Annotated in this window: 19 protein-coding genes; 14 read left to right on the forward strand and 5 right to left on the reverse strand. The window is 59.9% G+C overall.

Going from position 1 to position 22,519, the window contains the following annotated elements:
- Positions 1-454: 454 nt before the first annotated feature.
- Positions 455-985, forward strand: a complete 531-nt coding sequence (locus tag EI293_RS15410) for a TetR/AcrR family transcriptional regulator (RefSeq protein ID WP_125439394.1) — start codon at positions 455-457, stop codon at positions 983-985.
- A 124-nt stretch (positions 986-1,109) separates the two neighbouring features.
- Here EI293_RS15410 and lpdA read toward each other — a convergent pair whose 3' ends face one another.
- Entirely contained in the window at positions 1,110-2,504 is a 1,395-nt protein-coding gene (lpdA, locus tag EI293_RS15415) for a dihydrolipoyl dehydrogenase (RefSeq protein WP_125439396.1), read from the reverse strand.
- Between the two features lie 237 nt (positions 2,505-2,741).
- Between lpdA and EI293_RS15420 the strand changes: the two genes are divergently transcribed.
- Complete coding sequence (locus EI293_RS15420; protein ID WP_125439398.1) at positions 2,742-3,485, forward strand: tetratricopeptide repeat protein; 744 nt, start codon at positions 2,742-2,744, stop codon at positions 3,483-3,485.
- Between the two features lie 183 nt (positions 3,486-3,668).
- On the opposite strand, the gene EI293_RS15425 is transcribed toward EI293_RS15420, so the two are convergent.
- Positions 3,669-4,907, reverse strand: coding sequence for a geranylgeranyl reductase family protein (locus EI293_RS15425; protein ID WP_125439400.1), 1,239 nt, complete (start codon positions 4,905-4,907; stop codon positions 3,669-3,671).
- A gap of 163 nt (positions 4,908-5,070) precedes the next feature.
- Between EI293_RS15425 and fabG the strand changes: the two genes are divergently transcribed.
- The 3 genes from fabG (at position 5,071) to pta (ending at position 9,136) form a co-directional block, all read left to right on the forward strand.
- Complete coding sequence (fabG, locus tag EI293_RS15430; protein ID WP_125439401.1) at positions 5,071-5,820, forward strand: 3-oxoacyl-[acyl-carrier-protein] reductase; 750 nt, start codon at positions 5,071-5,073, stop codon at positions 5,818-5,820.
- Between the two features lie 222 nt (positions 5,821-6,042).
- Positions 6,043-6,720 (forward strand): YiiX family permuted papain-like enzyme, encoded by a 678-nt coding sequence (locus EI293_RS15435; protein ID WP_125439403.1) that lies wholly within the window; start codon positions 6,043-6,045, stop codon positions 6,718-6,720.
- Between the two features lie 325 nt (positions 6,721-7,045).
- Positions 7,046-9,136, forward strand: coding sequence for a phosphate acetyltransferase (gene pta / locus EI293_RS15440; RefSeq protein ID WP_125439405.1), 2,091 nt, complete (start codon positions 7,046-7,048; stop codon positions 9,134-9,136).
- A gap of 302 nt (positions 9,137-9,438) precedes the next feature.
- Here pta and EI293_RS15445 read toward each other — a convergent pair whose 3' ends face one another.
- Positions 9,439-10,005, reverse strand: a complete 567-nt coding sequence (locus tag EI293_RS15445; protein ID WP_125439407.1) for a hypothetical protein — start codon at positions 10,003-10,005, stop codon at positions 9,439-9,441.
- Positions 10,006-10,458: 453 nt separating this feature from the next.
- On the opposite strand from EI293_RS15445, the gene EI293_RS15450 reads away from it, so the two are divergent.
- Both EI293_RS15450 and EI293_RS15455 read left to right on the forward strand, forming a co-directional pair.
- Positions 10,459-11,394, forward strand: a complete 936-nt coding sequence (locus EI293_RS15450) for a DUF808 domain-containing protein (protein WP_125439409.1) — start codon at positions 10,459-10,461, stop codon at positions 11,392-11,394.
- Positions 11,395-11,568: 174 nt separating this feature from the next.
- Complete coding sequence (locus EI293_RS15455) at positions 11,569-12,762, forward strand: acetate/propionate family kinase (RefSeq protein ID WP_125439411.1); 1,194 nt, start codon at positions 11,569-11,571, stop codon at positions 12,760-12,762.
- Between the two features lie 170 nt (positions 12,763-12,932).
- Here EI293_RS15455 and EI293_RS15460 read toward each other — a convergent pair whose 3' ends face one another.
- Positions 12,933-13,421 carry a hypothetical protein gene (locus EI293_RS15460; protein ID WP_125439413.1) on the reverse strand — a complete coding sequence of 163 codons (489 nt, stop codon included), beginning with the start codon at positions 13,419-13,421 and terminating at the stop codon, positions 12,933-12,935.
- Positions 13,414-13,974, reverse strand: a complete 561-nt coding sequence (locus tag EI293_RS15465; RefSeq protein ID WP_125439415.1) for a hypothetical protein — start codon at positions 13,972-13,974, stop codon at positions 13,414-13,416. The genes EI293_RS15460 and EI293_RS15465 overlap by 8 nt, the downstream gene beginning before the upstream one ends.
- A 156-nt stretch (positions 13,975-14,130) precedes the next feature.
- Here EI293_RS15465 and EI293_RS15470 point away from each other — a divergent pair, with 156 nt between their 5' ends.
- From EI293_RS15470 to EI293_RS15500, 7 genes are all read left to right on the forward strand, one after another.
- A complete protein-coding gene (locus EI293_RS15470) occupies positions 14,131-16,200 on the forward strand; it encodes a VWA domain-containing protein (protein ID WP_125439417.1) in 2,070 nt (689 codons plus the stop codon).
- 315 nt (positions 16,201-16,515) lie between these two features.
- Positions 16,516-16,917 carry a hypothetical protein gene (locus tag EI293_RS15475; RefSeq protein ID WP_125439419.1) on the forward strand — a complete coding sequence of 134 codons (402 nt, stop codon included), beginning with the start codon at positions 16,516-16,518 and terminating at the stop codon, positions 16,915-16,917.
- Positions 16,918-16,968: 51 nt separating this feature from the next.
- Entirely contained in the window at positions 16,969-17,913 is a 945-nt protein-coding gene (locus EI293_RS22270) for a pseudouridine synthase (RefSeq protein ID WP_211339600.1), read from the forward strand.
- Positions 17,913-18,875 (forward strand): alpha/beta hydrolase, encoded by a 963-nt coding sequence (locus EI293_RS15485; RefSeq protein WP_125439421.1) that lies wholly within the window; start codon positions 17,913-17,915, stop codon positions 18,873-18,875. The genes EI293_RS22270 and EI293_RS15485 overlap by 1 nt, the downstream gene beginning before the upstream one ends.
- Positions 18,876-19,117: 242 nt before the next feature.
- A complete protein-coding gene (locus EI293_RS15490) occupies positions 19,118-20,590 on the forward strand; it encodes a CoA-acylating methylmalonate-semialdehyde dehydrogenase (protein WP_125439423.1) in 1,473 nt (490 codons plus the stop codon).
- 79 nt (positions 20,591-20,669) lie between these two features.
- The gene (locus EI293_RS15495) at positions 20,670-20,951 is read left to right on the forward strand and encodes a GIY-YIG nuclease family protein (protein WP_125439425.1); all 282 of its coding nucleotides are present in this window, start codon (positions 20,670-20,672) and stop codon (positions 20,949-20,951) included.
- 98 nt (positions 20,952-21,049) lie between these two features.
- Entirely contained in the window at positions 21,050-22,402 is a 1,353-nt protein-coding gene (locus EI293_RS15500) for an aminotransferase class III-fold pyridoxal phosphate-dependent enzyme (protein WP_125439427.1), read from the forward strand.
- Positions 22,403-22,519 lie beyond the last annotated feature (117 nt).

Raw genomic sequence — 22,519 nt, forward strand, 5'->3', positions numbered from 1 at the left:
AAGATATATACAACTCATAATCAGAATTTTAACCGACATTATGTATTAGGTGAGTGATTACTCACGAAAAAAAGTAAGCTAATACTTACTTGTTTCGAAATCCTTGCGTAATATTGTCCCACTGACGGTAACGATTCCCACTAGCTACCGCCCAGTAATTCCCACGCTCTATTATCCGGCTGTACTCCCACCCTCAGCCGGGCTCTTTCGAAAATCGCGCGATTTTGCCCCCGGCTTCCTCGCCAGCAGGTCTTCGAAAAACACGTAGCCGGCCGATTCGGAACCCCCGAGTCGGCCGGCTTCTGTTTGCCCCTACTTTTGTTATTTAACCCGCTGATGCGGCTTTTTTGAAAAAAAACGCATTTTTAGCGAATACAGCCCGATCTTGCAGCCTCAACGGTACGCTGTGCCCTTGCTGGCTGCCCCTCCCTTCGCCGCGTAAACCAACCGCCATATGACAAACCGCAAACAGCACATTGCCGACGTAGCATTGCAGCTCTTTGGGGACAAAGGCTTCGAAAACACGTCTACCCAGCTGATTGCCAAAGCAGCGGGCGTATCGGAAGCCCTGATTTTCAAACACTTCGGCTCCAAGGACCAACTGCTTGAATTCGTAATTCGCAACGGCTACAAGCGCATTATTGAGGATAACCGTGGTGGGCTGGCCGAGGCCGATCCGCTGGCCTTCATCTACAGCGTAATTGAGCTGCCGTTTAAACTGGTGCAGGCCGAGCCGCACTTCTGGAAGCTACAGTATCGGCTGGCTGATTCGGATATGGCGCGGCAGCAGCATGAGCGGTTTATGAAGCCTGTGCCTTCCTTGTTGCGTGAAGCCTTCAAAAAGCTGGATTACGCCGATCCGGACAAGGAAACCGAGCTGCTGCTGCTGCTGGTGGAGGCCCTCTGGAAACAGGAAGCCACCAAAACGGAAGACCACGGCCGCGAAATGCTGGACTTCATTAAGGGCAAGTACGCGCAGCAATAACCCTTCTCTCCCAGCAATAGTAGTCGTACGGCGACTACCCAAGCTGACCAAAAGCAATAAGTCCTGGCCGAGAAATCGGCCAGGACTTATTGCTTTTGGTCTAGCACCGGAACCGGTGCGCTTTCTACAGGTGAATTACTTCACCGTAGGCGGCGGCGGCGGCCTCCATGATGGCCTCGCTCATGGTGGGGTGCGGGTGCACGGCCTTGATGATTTCGTGGCCGGTGGTTTCGAGCTTGCGGGCTACTACCACTTCGGCAATCATCTCCGTCACGTTGGCGCCAATCATGTGGGCGCCCAGCCACTCGCCGTACTTCTTATCGAAGATAACTTTCACGAAGCCATCCTTCACGCCGGCGGCCGAGGCTTTGCCGGAGGCCGAGAACGGGAATTTGCCCACCAGAATATCGTAGCCCTGGTTTTTGGCTTCGGCTTCGGTGAGTCCTACCGAGGCAATTTCCGGCGAGGCATAGGTGCAGCCGGGAATGTTCTGATAGTTGAGCGGCTCGGGGTGGTGGCCGGCAATTTTCTCCACGCAGATGATACCCTCAGCCGAAGCAACGTGGGCCAGCGCGGGACCGGGCACGATGTCACCGATGGCGAAGATGCCGGGCACGTTGGTCTGGTAGAAGTCGTCCACGAGTACGCGGCCTTTCTCCACCTTGATGCCAAGCTCTTCCAGACCCAGGTTTTCGAGGTTGGTAACCACGCCGGCGGCGCTCAGCACCACGTCGCAGGTAATCTGCTGGTCGCCTTTGGCCGTTTTGATGGTTACGTTGCAACCTTCGCCGCTGGTGTCCACCTTAGTTACCTCAGCCGAGGTCAGCACGTTCACGCCGATTTTCTTGAAGGATTTCTCCATCTGGCGCGAAATTTCCTCATCCTCCACGGGCACGATACGGGGCAGGTACTCCACCACCGTTACCTCCGAGCCCATGGTGCGGTAGAAGTAGGCAAACTCCACGCCGATAGCACCGGAACCCACTACTACCAGCCGCTTGGGCAGTTCGGGCAGCACCATAGCCTGGCGGTAGCCGATGATTTTCTTGCCGTCGATGGGCAGGGCTGGCAGCTCGCGGGCGCGGGCGCCGGTAGCCAGAATAATGCTTTTGGCTTCGATGGTGTCTTTGCCGCCATCGGCCTTGGTGAGTTCGATTTTGCCGGGAGCCAGCAGCTTGCCGGTGCCCATGATGGCGTCAATCTTATTCTTCTTGAACAGGAAGTTGATGCCCTTGCTCATGCCGTCGGCCACGCCCCGGCTGCGCTGAATTACCGCGCCGAAATCGTACCCAACCCCTTCCGCCGACAGACCATAGTCTTTGGCGTGGTTGAGGTACTCGAATACCTGGGCGCTCTTGAGCAGGGCTTTGGTAGGGATGCAGCCCCAGTTGAGGCAGATTCCGCCGAGCGACTCGCGCTCCACCACGCCTACTTTCAAGCCCAGCTGCGAAGCCCGGATGGCGGCTACGTAGCCACCGGGGCCGCTGCCGATAACGACCAGGTCGTATTGCAATGCCATATTGTGTTCGGTTGAAGGGGTTGAAGAAAGGGCCGCCCGCCGATAACTGGCTGCCGGGAGGCCGGGCAAAGATAGGCAGGCCGCGCTAGTCCGTCACGCTACCGGGTACCGGGGCTCCCCTCCCTGCTCCGACAAAATTTTGTGCTTGTGGCCCAGCCTTTGCCGGGTGCGGTGCGTACAAGAGCCGTTGTCACATTTCCAGATGACTGCATTCCGCTGCTTTTCTCGCTCATAATCATGAAATTACCCCTACTTTCTCTACTGGCCGGCTCCACTCTTTTCCTGGCCGGGGCCTGCGCCCGGGGCACTACCGCCGATGTGGAGCGCCCCACCTCGGCCGCCCGCAACGTGGCTCGCGAAACCAACATTGCCCGCCGCGCCGATACGGTAGCCCGTGCGGCCTCCCCCGATGCCTCCGCTACGGCTTCTATAGCGCCGGCCACGCCGCTACCTGTGGAGCCTGCCGCCCGCAAAACCAACGCCGACTACCGCGACGAAATCCGGGTGGCGGATGCGGCCCTGAAAAGTAAGCCCCGCGACTTCGACGCCCTGCTGACCCGGGCCAAGGCCAAAAGTCATCTCAAGGACTATAAAGAGGCCGTGGTGGATTATAACGCGGCCCTGCGCCTGAAGCCCACCAACGCCGAAGCCTACTACAACCGGGGCCTCAACCGCCTGAAGCTGAAGGAGTATAATGCCGCTATTGTGGATTTCGGCAAAGCCGTGAAATGCAACCCCGCCGACAAGGAAGCCTACTTCGGCCGGGGTGCGGCCAAGATGCAGCTGTTCAACTTCAAAGGAGCCATTCCGGACTTCGCCAAAGCCATTAGCATCGACCCCGCTTACGCCGACGCCTATGAGTACCGGGGCATCAGCTACGCCTCCATCAACAAGCCCGCCGAGGCCAAAACCGACTTGGAAAAAGCCGCACAGCTGAATCCCGAAGCTGTGAAAAGCCTGCGCCGGTATACAGGAAAGTAGCAATTGTCATTGCAAGCGAAGCAATCCTTTCTTCACTAAGCTCACAACTCAGACCTATGCAGAAAGCCCCTGACGCCAGCGCAGACGTCAGGGGCTTTCTGTTGCTCAAAGGTTTCTACCTCTGGAAAAGGAAGGATTGCTCCGACACTGGCTTGATGCGCCACATGCTCGCAATGACGGCATTTACTTCCCCAGCAGCAGCTTCAGGTAGAAGCTGGGCTGACGCAGCCGTTCGCGCAGGTCCAGGTCGAGGAACATGTTGCTGATGGTTTCGGCCAGGGTGGAGTTGTTGGCAGCGCGATTGGCAATGAAGTTGAACAGCCAGGGGTAGCCCAGCAGCCGCTGCATCCCCCGGCTCAGGCGCAGCTCCTGCCACAGGCGGTTATACACGGCCGCATCGTAGCCTTTCAGAAAACCGGTCGAAACATCCTCTGCCGCCAAAGCGCGGGCGGCCCAGTCGGCGGCGTGGCGGCCCGATACCATGGCATGGCTGATGCCTTCCCCCGAAAATGGGTCGATGAGGGAGCCCGCGTCGCCGAGCAGCAGGTAGCCGGCACCCGAAAGTGGCCGGCGCTTGGAGCCCAGCGGCAGCCCGAAGCCCCGCACCGGTCCCAGCCGCTCGGCCGTGGCAAACCGGTCCTTCAGGGCCGGGTGCGTTTTTAGAATTTCCTCCAACCGCTCCCGCAGCTTCACTTTCTTCTTCGCCACGGCTTCCGTGAGCATGCCCACGCCCACATTGGCTTCGCCGTTGGGCAGCGGAAACACCCAGAGGTAGCCCGGCAGAAATTCCTTGATGAAGTGCAGCTCGATAAAGTTATCGGGGTGCAGGCCCTGCACGCCCCGGTAGTAGGCGCGCAGGCCGGCGCAGTGGTGGGCCGGCTCCAACTCGTGGCCGCCCACCACCCGCGCAAAGTGCGACTGCGCCCCGTTAGCCACCAGCAGCAGCCGACAGGTGGCTATTTCCTGGCCATCGGCCGCCAGCAGCCGCCAGCCGCCGCTGGGCAGCGGCTCGTGCCGGGCCACGTCGGTGTTTTCGCGCAAGTCGATTTCGGGGCGGCGGCGCACTTCTTCGATGAGGAAGTTATCGAAGTGCAGGCGCTTGCTGATGTGGCCGGCCGATTGGTCATGGGCGGGGTTGTAGCGGGGCTTGAACGGCACGGCCAGGCGGCGGCCGTTGGGCGCGTAGAAGTCGATGCCCCAGCTGGGCAATTGGATGGGCTCGGCGGCCAGCCGGGCGGGTAGTTCCTCCCCGATCCGGCGCAGCTCGCTGAGGACTTTGCCGCTGAGCGCGTCGCCGCACACTTTGTCGCGGGGGAACGTGGCGCGGTCGAGCAGCAGGCAGCGGTGGCCGGCGTTGGCCAGGTGCAGCGCGGCCGTAGCCCCGCCCGGCCCGGCGCCCAGAATGCAGATATCGGTTTTCATTTGAAGCCGCAAGCTACAAGCCGCAAGCTGCAAGCCCCAACTTATTGTGCGGCACGGCAGCCCCTTTTCGGCTCATAGGCGGCAGACAAAGCCATCAGCCCGTTATCAGCAGCTAAAAAAAGCTTGTAGCTTGCAGCATAAAGCTTGTAGCTCTTAATCTAACATGACAAAACTGCTCGACGGAAAAGTGGCCCTCATTACGGGTGCTTCCAAAGGAATTGGCCGCGCCATTGCGGTGTATTTCGCCCAACAGGGCGCTCAGGTGGCCTTCACCTACCTCTCCAGCGTGGAGAAAGGCCAGCAGCTGGAACAGGAGCTTTCGGCCCACGGCTCGAAGGTAAAAGGCTTCCGCTCCGACGCCTCCATCTTCGTCGAAGCCGAGAAGCTGGTGGACGATGTGGTGGCCGAATTCGGCAAGCTGGATATTCTGGTGAACAACGCCGGCATCACGCAGGACGGTCTGCTCATGCGCATGAGTGAGCAGCAGTGGGACCAGGTGATTGCCGTGAACCTAAAATCGGTATTCAACCTCACCAAGGCCGCCACCAAGCCCATGATGCGCGCCAAAGCCGGCAGCATCATCAACATGACCTCGGTGGTGGGCATCAAGGGCAACGCCGGACAGACCAACTACGCGGCTTCCAAGGCCGGCATCATCGGCTTCACCAAATCAGTAGCCCTGGAGCTGGGCTCGCGCAACATCCGCTGCAACGCCATTGCGCCCGGCTTCATCGAAACCGAAATGACCGACGCCCTCGACCCAAAGCAGGTAGACGAGTGGCGCAAAGCTATTCCGCTGCGCCGCGGCGGTACCCCCGAGGACGTGGCCAAAGCCACCGCCTTCCTCGCCTCCGACGACAGCAGCTACATCAGCGGCCAGGTGCTGCAGGTAGACGGCGGCATGCTGACCTAAGCTCAAGCAACGCTAAAGCAAAATCAACGTCGTGCCGGGCCTGCCGAAGCCGTTCTACCGAACCATAGACATTCGGTAAAACGGCTTCGGTAGGCCCGGCATGTTGCTTTTGTACAGCATCACTTCACTCAAAGGCCTGTAAGCCGGCAAGTATTTGAACCCGGACCATAATCCGTTTTTGGTGGCAAAAGGCATTTTTGCTCGCTTATCGTCCCGATCTGTATGCGTCGTCCCATATCTATTGTCCTGGCATTGCTCTTGATTGTAGCCGCGGTGGCCGCCACGCACTTGCGGCACCGGTTTAGCCGGTTTCAGCGGCGGCACCGGGGGGAGCTGACGATTCTATCCATCTCGCTGCAACTACGCGAGGGGGATTTAATTTTTCACACCTCCCGCTCGGCCCAGAGCAAGGCCATTCAGCTGGCTACCCACTCACCCTACAGCCACTGCGGCATGCTGCTGCGGCAGGGCGGCGAATGGCAGGTACTGGAGGCCGTGCAGCCGGTGCGACTCACCCCGCTGGAACAGTGGATTGGGCGCGGCCGGGGCAGCCATTTCGTAGTGAAACGCCTGCGCGATGCTGACCAATTGCTCACGCCTGCCACTCTGCGCCAACTCCGGCGCACCGGTTTGCAGTACCAAGGACGCGCCTACGACCTGTATTTCGGCTGGAGCGACGAGCGGCTATATTGCTCCGAGCTACTCTGGAAAACCTACCAGCAAGCCACCGGCCGCGAAATCGGGAAGCTCCAACAGCTGCGCGACTTCGACCTCTCCCATCCCGCCGTGCAGCAGAAGCTGCGCGAGCGGTACGGTAGTCATTTGCCGCTGACTGAGCCCGTTATTTCTCCCGTTGCCATGTTTGATAGTCCGGAGCTGGTGACGGTGGCGACACGGTGATACTTCGGCGGCTCTGGTTTATGTGGTGTGGGCAGCACAGGTGCCTACACCACAAACGCATCCATCCCCTTTCGAATCGGAAGTGCCCGAAAACAATTATTTCTACTCTCTTCCGCCGGGGAAGTGTTCGGAAATAAAAACATCCAGACACTTCCCCGGCGGAAGTGTCTGGGTGTTTTTATTTCCGAACACTTCTAGGAAACGTAGGCAATGGTTTGAGGCGTAGCGGGCGGGGCGGAGGCGGGCGGGGAAAGTGACTCTGCCAACCACTTCAGCCGTACATTGCGCCGCATCCGTACGTGCTTCTGACTACCCCCAACTACTCATGAGCAAAGCCGTTTACATTGCCACCGCCGAGCCGTACAGCGGCAAATCCGTTGTGACGCTGGGGCTGGTGCACCTGCTGCTGGGGCAGGCGCAGCGGGTGGGCTACTTCAAGCCCATCATCACGCCCCTCGCCGCCGGCCAGCCCGACTACCACATCCAGACGGTGCTACAGCACTTCCAGCTGCCCCTCGACTACCCCGAAACCTACGCCTACACCGGCCAGGAGGCGTTGCGCATGGTGGAGGCCGGCCGCGCCGGGGAGCTGCTCGACACCATCATTCACCGCTTCAAGCAGTTGGAAGCCGCCCACGATTTCGTGGTGGTAGAGGGCACCGATTTCGTGGGCAGCAGCCTGGCCCTGGAGCTGGACCTGAACTGGCAGGTGGCCCGCAACCTGAGCGTACCGGTGGTACTGCTGATTTCGGGCCTCGACAAAACCGTGGAGCAGCTCGTCAACGCCGCCCTCTCCATCCGGCGCGATGCGCTGGAAAGCGAAGTGCAGGTGTTGGCTTTGGTGCTCAACCGCGTGGCCCCGGCGCAGTTGGATGAGGTACGCACCTTGCTCCGCGACCAGCTGCCGCCCGAAACCCAGCTGGCCCTGATTCCGGAAAGCCCGGCCCTGCGCAGCCCCACCATGCAGGAAATCCACGACCAGCTGGGCGGGGAGCTGCTATTCGGGGCCGACCAGCTCACTAACCCCGTCGACCACTTCATCAACGGCTCGATGCAGGTGCCCAACTTCCTGATGCGCCTGCAGGAAAACGTGCTCATCATCACGCCCGGCGACCGGGCCGACCTCATCCTGACGGCGCTGCAGGCCAATATGTCGGCCAACTACCCGCGCGTGGCGGGGCTGGTGCTCACGGGCGGCTACAAGCCCGAGGAGTCGGTGCTGCGCCTGATTGAGGGCCTGCCCGCGGCCGTGCCGATTCTGCTGGTCGAAAACGGCACGTTCCAGACCACCACCCGCATCGGCAACATTCAGGCGCGCATCGGGCCGCAGCAAACCAAGAAAATTCGGCTGGCCATCCAGACGTTTGAGCGCCACCTCGATGCGCCGCGGCTGCTGGAGCAGCTGAGTACGTTTGCGCCGCGCGGCCTCACGCCGCACATGTTCCAGTATCAGCTGCTGCAGTGGGCGCGCAGCCAGCGCAAGCACATTGTGCTGCCCGAGGGCAACGACGACCGGGTGCTGCGCGCGGCCGCCCGCCTGCTGGAGCAGGACGTGGTGAGCCTCACCATCCTCGGCGACCCGACCCAGATTCTGGCCGCCGCCAAGCGCCTCGGCCGGCCCCTGGACCCGCAGCGCGTGCAGTTGCTCGACCCGGCCAATTCCGCGCTGTTCCAGGACTTCGCCGAAACCCTGTTTGAGCTGCGCCGCAGCAAGGGCGTGACCCTGGAAATGGCCCGCGACCTGATGACCGACGTATCGTATTTCGGCTCGATGATGGTGTATAAGGGTTTGGCCGACGGTATGGTGTCGGGGGCGGTGCACACCACGCAGCACACCATTCGGCCGGCGCTGCAGTTTATCAAGACGCGGCCGGGCGTGTCGGTGGTGTCGTCGGTGTTCTTTATGTGCCTGCCGGATCGGGTGGCGGTGTTTGGCGACTGCGCCGTGAACCCCAACCCCACCGCCGAGCAGCTGGCCGAAATTGCCATTTCCTCGGCCGACAGCTCCCGGCGCTTCGGCATCGAGCCGCGGGTGGCCATGCTGTCCTACTCCTCGGGCACCTCCGGCGAGGGCGCCGACGTGGACAAGGTGCGCCAGGCCACCCAGCTCGTGCGCCAGCTCCGCCCCGATTTGCTGGTGGAAGGCCCCATCCAGTACGACGCCGCCGTGGACCCTGCCGTGGGCCAGCAGAAGCTGCCCGGCTCGCCGGTAGCCGGCCAGGCCAGCGTACTCATCTTCCCCGACCTGAACACCGGCAACAACACCTACAAAGCCGTGCAGCGCGAAACCGGCGCCCTGGCCATCGGCCCGATGCTGCAGGGCCTGAACAAGCCCGTCAACGACCTGAGCCGCGGCTGCACCGTCGATGACATCTACAACACGGTGCTGCTAACGGCCATCCAGGCGCAGGGCTAGTTTCGGCAGCCGCACAAAGGCCCCGTTGCTTCAGGCGAAGCAGCGGGGCCTTTTGTTTTTTTGGCTAACGTTCGAGGCTTTGAGCAGGTATGATAGTAGAATTCCGTCCGCCCATGACGTCAAGACTAATTTTCTTTTTTTTGTTGATCGTTATTCTGTTGCTCAATTGCATTCCGTCGAGTTGGAACTAATTTTTGACATTAATTTTCTGCTAATTACTCTTCCATCAAGCCACACTTGCACAAACCTTTTTTTGCTGGCTGCATACTGATTTCATTTTGGTTAGTCACATAATTTAATTTTTATCCTTTCAACTTCGCTATTGCCATTCTTAAAAATTCTGCAAACTCTTTCATTTCGCCAGTAAGTTGTCCAGTTTGATTGTCAATGTAAAACTTTTTTATTCTGCCACCTTGCTTGATTTCAAAATAAATTCCACATCCATCTGTGCAGTCTGGACAACCAAAAGACTCTGAAAGTTTATTTGTCGTCAGGAGTTGATTTGGAATTTTATTAAAAATACTTTGAGCTATACGAATTCTTTTTATATCATTTATTGATTTATCAAAAATTACATTGCCTTTATTTTTAAAGTAACCATCAGTGCTGTCAACTAATAAAGTTTTTGAATTATCTCCAAAACTATATTTAAACATTGTCGCACAATGATTGTCACATTCACCGCAGTAAATTCCAAAAATAATGGATGAAATTTGAAAAGCCTCTACTTTGGTAGTTTTATAATTTTTATCAATGCTTACTTGATTGTTATTACCTGAAAGTTTGGATTGGTCATTACCTTTCTGTATCTGTCCCCAGTTAATTAGCGTCAAACAAATAAATGGCAGTATAAATAAGTAACGTGTCATTCTACAGTTGCAGTTAATATCACTATTGCTGAAGGTAGTGAGGGTGTCTCTGTACACAAGAGTCTTTCGGCAATAACACTAACGTTAAGCTTATTGCCAAAACCCGATCCTCATAACCTGGGATATCGAGAGGAGAAGCAGGTCGGTCGCGCTACGCGGGTTTAAATCTCAATGGGTTTGATGCTGATGCGGTAGAATGATTCCTGAGCAACAAGATTGTCAGTATGAGCCTCCGAACAACTGCGCCCCACGCCTTTTTTACGGGAAAACCGTATCAGCACGGCTTGCCCTTGCATTCGTTGCGTACCGGCTGGCCCGCCGAGCTTTAGCTCCGGGCGCGTGGCCAACGTACAGCTGCTCCGGATACCTTTGCAGCGGCCTGCCGCCCGATAACCCGGGCACGCGGGCCGGCTGCACGCTTTCAACACTGCTTTTTTCACCCAACCAACCTACATGGCCTCCGGACTTTTTGCATTACTAGATGACATTTCGGCTTTAGTGAAAGTCAGTGCCGCTAGCCTGGACGATGTGCCGGCGCAGGTGGCCAAAACCACCGGCAAGGTGTCGGGCATCGTGATTGACGATACGGCCGTGACGCCCAAGTACGTGGTCGGCCTCGACCCCAGCCGGGAGCTGTCCATCATCTACCAAATTGCCAAAAAGTCGCTGTTCAACAAGCTGCTGATTCTGACGCCGGCGGCGCTGGTGCTGGGCTACTTCGCACCCTGGGCCATCACGCCCATCCTGATGCTGGGCGGGGCCTATTTGTGCTACGAGGGCTACGAGAAGGTGCACTCTATGTTCAGCAAGCACCCCGAGGCCCACGCAGAAACCGAGCAACTGGAAACCATTACGCCGGAGGAGCTGGAGCAGCAGCGCGTGGCCGGCGCCGTCCGCACCGACATTATTCTGTCGGCCGAAATCATGGCCATTGCCTACAGCCAGGTAACCGACCAGCCCATCGTGAACCAGATCATCGTGATGCTAGCCGTGGCGGTGTTCATCACGGTGGCCGTGTACGGCTTCGTGGGGCTGATTGTGAAGGCCGACGACATCGGCCTGCACCTGGCCGAGGGCGACAACAGCGCGGCTACCAAGAGCTTCGGCCGCGGCCTCGTGAAGTTCATGCCGAAGTTTCTCAGCATCCTGAGCTACGTGGGCACCGCCGCTATGCTGTGGGTGGGCGCCGAAATCATTGCCCACGGCATCCCCTTCACCGCGCACTTGTTGCACGACCTAGAAGTAGCCCTGGCCTCCATGCCCGCCGTGGCCTGGCTGGCCAAAGTAGTCGCCTGCGGCCTGGGCGGTCTGGTGATTGGCTTCGTGGTTGATCAGATAGTGCGGCTGGTGAAGAAAGTACTACCGGCCAAGAAGGAGGTTGCTCAGTAGCGCGAACTTTGCAGTTCGCGCCCCCGCATCTTATATAGCACGTCATGCTGAGCTTGCCGAAGCATCTCTACCGCTACGTTAGGTTAGCATTGCAATGAAGCGGTAGAGATGCTTCGGCAAGCTCAGTATGACGTGCTAGTGTTCTGCAGCTCCGATTTCCCCTTGTCATTCCCCATGCACATCTTCGTCATCAACTCCGGCAGCAGCTCGCTGAAGTACCAATTGTTTCGCTGGCCGCAGGAGCAGCCGCTGGCCCGCGGGCTGGTGGAGCGCATCGGCCTGGCCGATGGCCGGCTCACGCACACCACCCTGCAACCCGACGGCCAGGAGCACACCGAGCGCCACACCCTGCCCATCCCTGACCACCGCACCGGCCTGGAGGAAGCCATGCGTTTACTTACTAACCCCGAAACCGGCGTTTTGCCCGACCCCGCCGACGTACAGCTGGTGGGCCACCGCGCCGTACACGGCGGCGAGGAGTTCCGGGAGCCGACGCTGGTGACGCCGGAGGTGAAGGCCCGCATCCGGGAGCTGTTTCCGCTGGCCCCGCTGCACAACCCGGCCAACCTGCTGGGCATGGAGGTGGCCGAGCAGCTGTTTCCGCAGGCCCGGCAAGTGGCGGTGTTCGACACGGCGTTTCACAGCACGCTCCCGCCCCACGCCTACCGCTTCGCGCTGCCCGAGGAGCTGTACACCAAGCACGGACTACGCGCCTACGGCTTCCACGGCACCAGCCACCAGTTTGTGAGCCGCGAAACCCTGCGCTACCTGGGCCAGCCCGACGCCCGCGTGATTACGGTACATCTGGGCAACGGCTGCAGCATGACCGCCACCGTAGCCGGCCGCGCCGTGGATACCAGCATGGGCTTCGGCCCCATGAATGGCCTGGTGATGGGCACCCGCGCCGGCGACACCGACCAGGCCGTCATCTTCCACCTGGTAGAGCAGTTGGGCTACTCGCTCGACGACGTGAAGAACCTGCTCAACAAGGAAAGCGGCATGCTTGGCCTCACCGGCCACAGCGACATGCGCGACATCACGCGCCAACTCAACGAAGGCGACCCGCGCGCCCGCCTCGCCTACGACCTCTACGCCTACCGCATCAAGAAGTACCTCGGCAGCTTCCTGGCCGTCCTCAACGGGGCCGAAGCCGTGGTTTTCACGGGCGGCGTGGGCGAAAACGACGCGCTGGTGCGCCAGCTGGTGTGCGCCAACCTGGATTTCCTGGGCATCCAGCTCGATGAAACCGAAAATGCCCGCCGCGCCCCCGGCATCCGCGACTTATCGGCGCCCGGCAGCCGGGTGCGGGTGCTGGTAGTGCCCACCAACGAGGAGCTGGAAATTGCGCGGCTGTGCGCGGCCGTGTAAGGGTATAGCCGCCCCGGTCCGGCGGCTCTTTCAGCCGTCGGACCGGTCGTCGTTGGCTGGCGCGGTGGCCGATAAATTAAGGGCGGTTAAACTGTTCTTACCACGACCGGACCGACGGCTGAAAAAGCCGCCGATCCGGAGTCAGTATAACCTTGCGCAACCCGGGCTTACTACCGGTGCCGAGCTTGCACCAGACTATCGTATTTCTCGTGAAATCTTTCAGGTATCCGATGCAGATAGAAGGTGCCTTCTTCAGTAGCCAGGGTAAGGCCACCCGTTATACCCTGTACCAATATTTCGTAGTGACCATTCTGCTGCCGTAGCAACGTTATTGGATACCAGCCTCGAATCTGTGGTTCAGTATTCAACTGCTTGATAACTGCGGCTACTTGTGTGCTATCTACGCTGGAAAAAGCAGGATCCTCATGTAGCGTCCCGGCAAGTGCAGTCCGTACTTGTATAGCAGTTCTTAAGCTCGTGTTGGGAAAACACCAGGTTGCATTAGGCGGAGGCGGAGCAATGACAACCTCTGAAAGCAGCAGTTGGTAGCCATTGCTGCTCCACTCGTAACCGGAGGCAATAATGCCGGTGCCGACTCCCAGAATAAACAGTAGAGGATATCCGGCCCAGAGAGGAATAGGACTTTTAAATTTAGTCATGACTGGCTGAGGAATTGGCGAATAAAGACTGTCGTAGCCGGCTGAAACCGTCAAATGTAAACCGTGTATCGAATACTCGTATGTCAACAATTTTCACACCCATTTCCTGAGAATACAGGCTGGCAACGAATCCATTACTTGCGTTAACTGAGGGAAATTTCTGTTGCCCATACACCAGCAGGTCCCGCATATATTCTTCTACTTTATGCTGCTGGGAAACCGATAGACGAACCTGTTGCGCCTTAAATAGCAAATGCTGCTTTTGGTCTGTTTCACAATTAGTTGAATCCAGCAACAGAACCGCAATGGGCTGGCCTTCCGGACTTGATGTGGGAAGAAAGATCTTGATTCTCTCCAGATGACCGCCGAACTCGCCGCAATCAGCATAAAAAGCTTGTAACTGGATAGTATCGCCCCAACTCAGATTTGCCAGGGGTGCGTGGGCTTCGGTTTGATGAGCTAGCTCTTGGTTATCCGATGCTATTATCTTCGGCAACAGCACAAACGCCGCGCACGCCAGCACAAACAAAATGGGAACTAACTTCTGGAGCATATCGTGGGCCTGATTCTGCCCCAAGGTAAGCGGCGGCGGGTTCCGGTTTACCATCTCCTGCCGCAACCTGCTACCTTCGCTACCCGGCCCCGGCGCGCGGCGCAACTATGGGCGCGGGTTTGGGGTTTTTAGGTTCACACTGATTTCTGTCGGCTTTTGCTGTTATCTGCTTCTCCCTGGTTTATTGCGCTATGCCTGCTGGTGGGGCTGGGCTACGCGGCCCTGCTGTACTCGGCCAAAGCTCCGTGGAGCCGAAGCGTGAACTACGCGCTGGCGGCCGTGCGCTTCGCGGTGGTGAGCTTCCTGTGCTTTCTGCTCCTGTCGCCCTTCCTCAAAACCACCACCACCACCACCCGCAAGCCCACCATCGTGCTGGCCGTGGATAACTCGCAGTCGGTGGGGCTGTTTACGCCGCCGGCGGTACTCAGCCAGGCTACCCAGGGCCTCACGAAGCTGACCGAAACCCTGCGCGGCCAGGGCTTCGAGGTGGAAACCCGCGCCCTCACCATCGGACCCGCCCCTCGGCCCGACTCGGTGCAGTTCCGAGCCGCGGCCACCGACCTCGACGGGCTGCTGGCCGGCATCGGGGAAGGCTACGAAGGCCGCAACCTGGCGGGCGTGGTGCTGCTCTCCGACGGGCTGGTAAACCAGGGCCGCGCCCCGCAGTTCACCGATTACCGCTTCCCGCTCTACACCGTGGGCGTGGGCGACACCATCCCGAAGAAGGACGTGAGCCTGCCGACCCTGGCCTATAACCGCGTGGCCTTTAGCGGCAACCAGTTTCCGCTGGAAGCGGAAATCGGCTACGACGGCTACGCGGGCAGTACGGCCACGGTGCAGGTGCGCGAAAACGACCGGGTGCTGCAAACCCGGCAGGTACGCTTGCCGGCCGGCCAGCGCCGGGTGAAAACCACCTTTCTGCTCACGGCCCCGGCCCCCGGCAAGCGGCGCTACGAAGTAACCGTGGATAAGCTCCCGGGCGAGTTTACCCTGCTCAACAACCGCAAATTCGCCTACCTCGACGTGGTGAAGGGGAAGCTGCGGGTGCTGCTGGCCGGCGCGGCCCCGCACCCCGACCTGAAGGCCCTGCGCGCCGCCATCCTGCAGAACGGCAACTTCGACCTCACCACCTACCTGCCCGGCATCAGTCCGCTGAAAAACCAGGATTTCGACGTGGCCATTCTGCACCAGCTGCCGGCCGTGGGCGGCGTGGGGGCCGAGGTACTGGCCCAGGTGCAGGCCCGCCGCGCGCCGGTGCTGTACGTGCTGGGCGCGCAAACCAACTTCGGGGCCTACAACGCCCTCGGCACCGGCCTCACCGTCACGCCCCGGGGCAGCCAGACCGACGACGTGACGCCCTTGCCTAACCCCGCCTTCACCCGGTTTTCGTTTGAGGAAGATGCGCTGCGGCGGTTTCTGGCCTATCCGCCCGCGCCGGTGCCTTTTGGGGAGGCGCGCCTGAACGGCGGGGCCGAAGCCGCACTGTGGCAGCAGGTGGGCCGGGTGAAAACCCAGAAGCCGCTGCTGGTATTCGGGGGCACGCCCGCCCGGCGGCAGGCCACGCTGCTCACCGAAGGCAGCTGGCAGTGGCGCCTCCAGGAAGCCGTGGAGCACGACGACCGGCCCGAAGCCTACGACCGGCTGGTGCTCCGGACGCTGCAGCTGCTCACCCAGAACGCCAACCGCAAGCGCCTCGACGTGTATCCGACCCAGGACGTCTTCAATGCCCAAGACGACATAACCTTCGGGGCCGAAACCTACAACGCCATTTTCGAGCGGATCTACGGCCAGCCAATCACCCTCACGCTCACCGACCAGCAGCAGAAGACCCGCACTTTCACCTACTCTACCACCGAGGACGGCGCGCCGCTGCATCTGGGGCCGCTGCCGGCCGGCCTCTACCGCTACGTGGCCCGCGCCACCCTGGCCGGCCAGCCCCAGCAGGACCAGGGCGAAGTGCTGGTGCAGGAGCTGCAGCTGGAAGCCACCCAGTCGCGCGCCGACCACAACCTGCTATTCCAGTTGGCCCGCCGCAGTGGGCAGCGGCTGTATTTCCCGCAGCAGCTGGAGCAGCTGGGCCGGGATATTCAGCGGGCCAATTACAAGCCCATCATCTACGAGCAGGAAGACCTGAAAGACCTGATCAACCTGAAATGGCTGTTTTTTCTGCTTGTGGGGCTGATGACGGTGGAATGGGCCACCCGCAAGTACTCCGGCGGCGTGTAGGTGCAAAACCGAATAGCAGAACGTCATTCCGAGTGCAGCGAGGAATCTCGCGTGCTGATGTTGCCAAGCATAACAGAGACTGAAAAAGAACGTCATGCTGAGCTTGTCGAAGTATCTCTACCGCTTCGTTGGATTACTACTGCAACGGACCAGTAGAGATGCTTCAACTTCGCCTCCGGCTTCGCTCAGTATGACATATACCTTACTCTGCATCTACTTGGCTCCTCACCAAACTCGTGCAGCGTGATTGCCAGCGTACTTTTGCCGCTCCCCGAGCGGCTTTAACAACCCGATTTTAGCTTGCTTTTACTTCCTATGAAGCGTTTATCCTTCCCCCTTCTTTCTGCCACGCTGCTGCTGCTGGGCTGCGCCAAATCACCGGAGAAGCTGCGGGAGCTAGCCGTGCAGGACTTCGTGCGCAACCGGGTGTCCGACCCCAAAAACTACTTCCCCGGCAAGTTCCGCTATCAGCCCTACACCCGCCGCGACTCACTGCTGTACCTGGCCCAGCTGGCCCGCATCAATGGGCAGCCCGCGCCGCCCGCCCCCACACCCGCCGATTCGGTGCGCATCGGTACGCTGGTGTATCACGATTACCGGGACGAAATGCGCAACGGCGTGAAGGTGGTGGACAGTGGCGAATACGTGGTGCGCCCCAATGGCGTAGTGCGTCTGCTCATTGCCGAGAGTATTCGGCTGAAACGGCTGCCAAAGTAAGCGTACCTTTGCCGTCTACTTTTTTGCTGGGCGGCAACGCTCACGATTCGCATGCGCTACGTTCTGCTCAACAAACCCTACGAAGTTCTCACCCAGTTTACCGACGAAACCGGCCGGCAAACCCTTAAGGATTTCGTGGATGTCCCCAACATCTACCCCGTCGGCCGCCTCGATTACGACTCCGAAGGCTTGGTGCTGCTCACCGATGACAAGCAGCTCCAGCACCGCCTCTCCGAGCCCCGCTTCAAGGTGCCGAAAACCTATTGGGCGCAGGTAGAAGGCGTGCCCACCGAGGAGGCCCTGGAAAACCTGCGGCGCGGCGTGGACCTAAAAACCGGCTTCACCAGTCCGGCCGAGGTAACCCTGCTGCCCGACGCGCCCCAGCTCTGGGAGCGGAGCAAGCCGGTGCGTTTCCGGGCCGCCATTCCCACCAGCTGGGTCCAGATCCGGATTTCGCAGGGTATGAATCGGCAGGTGCGCAAGATGACGGCCGCCGTGGGCTTCCCTACCCTGCGCCTGGTGCGCGTGCAGCTGGCCGACCTGCAAGTGGCCGACCTCCAGCCCGGCCAGTGGCGCGAGCTGACGGAAAAGGAAGTAGCCGCCCTCACCGAGGACATGGCCGCCCAGACGGCCGCCGCCGGCACGTATAAAACACCCAACAAAGGCTCCGAATACTGGCCCGGCGGCATCCGGCCGGCCAACGCCAAGCCAGCTCCCACGGGCGGCTACAACCGCAGCAACTCCGCCAAACCCACTGCCGAAAGCACCAAGCGCGCGGCCGGCAGCCGGGGTGCGGGCCGCGCGGCGGGTCCGGGCTCCTTCACGCCCAAACCGGCCGGTGGCAAAAGCAGCGGCCGGCCCGCAGCAGCGGGTGGTGCGGGCCGCAAGCCCGGAGCCAAACCGGCTGGCCGGGGCCCCGCCGCGCCGGGTGGCCGCCCAAGCAGCCCCGGCCGCAAACCCGGCCCCTCGGGTGGCAAACGCCCCGGGCGCGGCTAATGCGCAGCCAACAAGTTTTACGCTACGGCCGCCGCACCCTCGTGCTGGCGGCCGTGGTGTTTGCGGGCCTAAACGTGGTAGCTGCCTTCCATGCCTGGCGCTTCACGCACTTTACCACGGAAGCCGGGACGCATACCGAGAATCCCGAGCAGCTTACGCCGCTGCAGAAGCTGGGAGTGCTGCTCACCGGCATCCGCAACCCCAAGCCCGTCAACCGGCAGCGGCCCGCGTTTCCGTATGCCACGCTGCATCTGAACAGCCCCAACGGCCGGCTGGAATGTTGGTACGGCCCGGTAGCGCACCCGCGCGGCACGGTGGCGTTGTTTCACGGCTATACCAGCTCCAAAAGCAAGCTTCTGACCGAGGCCGCCTACTTCCGCCGCCTCGGCTACAGCGTGCTGCTCACGGACTTTGCCGGCAACGGCGGCTCCTCGGGCAACGTGTGTACCGTGGGCCACCACGAAGCCGCTGACGTAGCCACCGTGGTGCGCTGGCTGCAGCGCCGGGGCGGGCCGGTGTTCGTATACGCCAACTCCATGGGGGCCGTGGCCACGTTGCGGGCCGAGGCCGAGTTAGGCGTGCACCCCACGGCCAACGTACTGGAGTGCCCCTACGGCTCTATGCTCGAAACTGCGCAAAGCCGCTTCCGCTCCATGCACGTCCCATCCTTCCCGATGGCTAACCTACTGGTATTCTGGGGCGGGGTGGAAAACAACTTCTGGGCCTTCAACCTCAACGCCACCCGGTACGCTGCCCGCGTCACCACCCCTACTCTCCTGCTCTGGGGCACCGCCGACCCACGCGTAACCCGCCCGGAAACCGACGCCATTTTTGCGGCACTGGCTGGCCCCAAGCAGCGTCAGGATTTTGCCGGCTCCGGCCACGAGCCGTACTGGCGACGGCACAGAGCCTTGTGGGAACAAACCATCCGAAATTTTCTACCGCGCACCACCAACCTGTAATAGCACTATTCCGCCCAGCTCCAATAGGCATTAAAGCTTGTCGACCCAGCAGTTGGCGGTGCTGGGGTGCCCGAACTTGCTTGGCGCAGCGTAGTATGTTATCAAACCACTACGCTATGTGCAGCCTATTTTTCAGCTGCTTATAAGGTGGTATATTTCTTTTGGAAGAGTATAAAATTCCAGTGGTCCGTAGGTTGTTCTGGAAAAACCTCTTACTTGCGGATACTTAACAATTCCGTAACATGGAGGCAAAAACTGTAAAATACCCGGTTATCCGCAACTACGTCGCCGGTCAGTTTGTCGATACCGAAACCGCCAATACCCTATCAGTGGAAAGCCCCCTGACGGGTGAGGTGCTGGCCGAAATGTCGCTTTCTGGCGCGGCGGCCCTTGATACGGCCGTGCAGGCCGCCAAAGCGGCATTCCCCGCCTGGTCGGCCACGCCGATTAAGGAGCGGGTGCAGGTATTTTACCGCTACAAAACCCTGCTGGAACAGCACATGGCCGAGTTGGCGGAGCTGGTGCGGCAGGAAAACGGCAAGACGCTGGATGAGGCCCGGGCGGAAGTGGAAAAAGCCATTGAGCTGACCGAATTTGCCTGCTCCCTGCCCCAACTGGTGGCGGGTGAGGTGATGGAAGTCAGCAAAGGCGTAGAATGCCGCATCGAGAAGCGGCCTTTGGGCGTGGTAGCCTCCATTGCCCCGTTCAACTTCCCCAACATGGTGCCGCACTGGACCATCCCGAACGCTCTGGTGCTGGGCAATTGCCTGATTCTGAAACCCTCGGAGCTGGTCCCGCTCAGTGCCATGCGCATTGCGGACCTGCTGAAGGAAGCCGGCCTCCCCGACGGCGTGCTCAACGTGGTGAATGGCGACAAAGAAATCGTGGAAGCCATCTGCGACCATCCTGCTATTCAGGCCGTGTCGTTTGTGGGCTCCACGCGCATTGCCCAGGTGGTGTACCGCCGGGCCACCGCCAACCTGAAGCGCTGCGTGGCCCTGGGCGGGGCCAAAAACCACCTGCTGGTGTTGCCCGATGCTCACGCGGATATGACGGCTTCCAACGTGGCCGCCTCCATGTCGGGGTGCGCGGGGCAGCGGTGCATGGCCGGCTCGGCTATGGTGGCCGTGGGCTCCGTGGACCACATCATTAGCAAGCTGGTGGAAGAAGCCCGCAAGATTGTGCCCGGCCAGAACCTGGGCTCCGTTATCAGCCGGCAGGCCAAGGAGCGGATTGAACGCTACATCACCGAAGCCGAGCAAGCCGGCGCCACCGTATTGCTGGATGGCCGCAACCCCACCGTAGCGGGCCACGAAAACGGCTACTACGTGGGCCCCACCGTCATCGACCACGTGACGCCCGACATGGCCATTGCAAGTGAGGAAGTATTCGGGCCGGTGCTGGCCATTATGCGCACCAACACGCTGGAAGAGGCCCTGGCTATTGAAAACGCCTCCAACTATGGTAACGCGGCGGCCGTGTTCACCCAGAGCGGCGGCCTGGCCCGCTACGTGATGGAAAACGCCTCGGCCGGCATGATTGGCGTGAATATCGGCGTGCCCGTACCCCGGGAGCCATTTTCCTTCGGCGGCTGGAACGAGTCGAAATTCGGGGCCTGCGACATCACCGGCAAAAGCTCCATCGAGTTCTGGACCCAGATGAAGAAAGTGACCACCAAGTGGAACCCCGAGTCGCGCACCAACTGGATGAGTTAGGATGAACGTCATGCCGAGTGAAGGCGGAGCCGTAGCCGAGGCATCTCGCGTGCTGACGTTGCCAAAGCAATTCCGCTGCATGAGCTTCTACGTTTACATCCTCACTAACACGGCCCGCACGGTGCTGTACACCGGCGTTACCAACAACTTAGAGCGCCGCCTACATGAGCATAACAAAGGATTAGGAGAAGCCGGGAAATTCACTGGCCGCTACCAGTGCAATCTGCTGGTGTATTTCAAGACTCATCCTAATGCTACGCAAGCCATAGCCCGCGAAAAGCAAATCAAGAACTGGACGCGCAATAAGAAGGAGTATCTGATTAACTTACTCAATCCCAGCTGGGAGCAGATTGATTTATAAACTTGGGCTGGATAGTGGTTACCCTCTACCATCAGCACGCAAGATGCCTCGGCTGCGGCTCCGCCTTCACTCGGCATGACGTTCTAAATTCATAGCGAATGGAAACCACCTTCGACACCGACAAAGAGCAGATTCTGCAGGATAACCTCGATTACACGCTGTTTTCGTGGTCGAAGCAGGCAGGCCTAAACCCGATTAGCGCGGAGCGGGCCGAGGGCGTGTACCTCTGGGACCGGGACGGCAAGCGTTACATCGACTTTTCCTCGCAACTGATGAACGTGAACATCGGCCACGGCAACCAGAAGGTAACCGAGGCCGTGGCCGCCCAGATGCGGGAGCTGAGCTACGTGTATCCCGGCATGATTACTAAGGCCCGCGGCGACCTGGGCCGGCGGCTGTCTGACATTACCGCCCCCAACCTCACTAAAGCGTTTTTCACCCTGGGCGGGGCTGAGGCCATTGAAAACGCCGTTAAGCTGGCCCGCGTGTACACCGGCCGCCACAAAATAGTGAGCCTGTATCAGTCGTTTCACGGCGCTTCGTATGGGGCAATCAGTGTCGGCGGCGACCCGCGTAAGTTTGCCGTCGACTCGCAGGCTATGCCCGGCACGGTGCACGTCGAAAACCCCTACTTCTACCGTTGCCCCTGGTACAGCAGCACACCCGAGGAATGCGCCGAGCGGGCCGCCGCTGCTATGGAGCGCATCATCGGCTACGAGAATCCGGGCAGCGTGGCGGCCGTGATTCTGGAAGGTGAGTCGGGTACGTCGGGCTGCATTAAGTACCCGCCCGGCTACTGGCAGCGGGTACGCGAAATCTGCGACAGGCACGGCATTCTGCTCATTGCCGATGAGGTAATGTCGGGTTTCGGGCGCACCGGCAAGTGGTTCGGCTCCGACCACCACGGCGTGAAAGTAGATTTGATGTGCATGGCCAAGGGCATCACGGCGGGCTACCTGCCGCTGGGTGCGGTGATGGTGGATGAGCAGATTGCCCATTACTTCGATGAGCGACCGTTGCCGCTGGGCCTCACCTACTCGGCCCACCCCGTATCCTGCGCCGCCGCCGTGGCCGTGCTCGACATCTACGAGGAGGAAAACATGCTCGAAAACGTGCAGAACCTGGGCCACTACCTCGACGCCCGCATCTGCGACCTGATGGGGGAACACCCCAGCATCGGCGAATGGCGCAATACAGGCCTGTTTGGTTGCCTGGAACTGGTGAAAAACCGGGCAACCAAGGAGCCGATGGCCCCCTGGAACGCCGCGCCTGCGCAAATGGACGTGATGAACCAAGTGGCGGCCAAAATCCGGGAGTTGGGCATGTACACCTTCGTGCGCTGGAACTACATATTCATTGCCCCGCCTCTCAACATCACCCGCGACGAGCTGGACGAGGGCCTAGCCATTATTTCGGAGGCGTTGCGCATTGCTGACGCCCATACACACTAGGCTTCGCACCTATTTCCTGCTTGGTTTTTCGGCTCATTATTTAAATGAGTTCAGCTAGCCCTTTTGCTTTTGCGGCGCGGGTTTTCATCCCGCAATTCGTATCTTTTCCTTTTACAA

This window comes from Hymenobacter perfusus (assembly GCF_003944765.1).
Classification (GTDB): domain Bacteria; phylum Bacteroidota; class Bacteroidia; order Cytophagales; family Hymenobacteraceae; genus Hymenobacter; species Hymenobacter perfusus.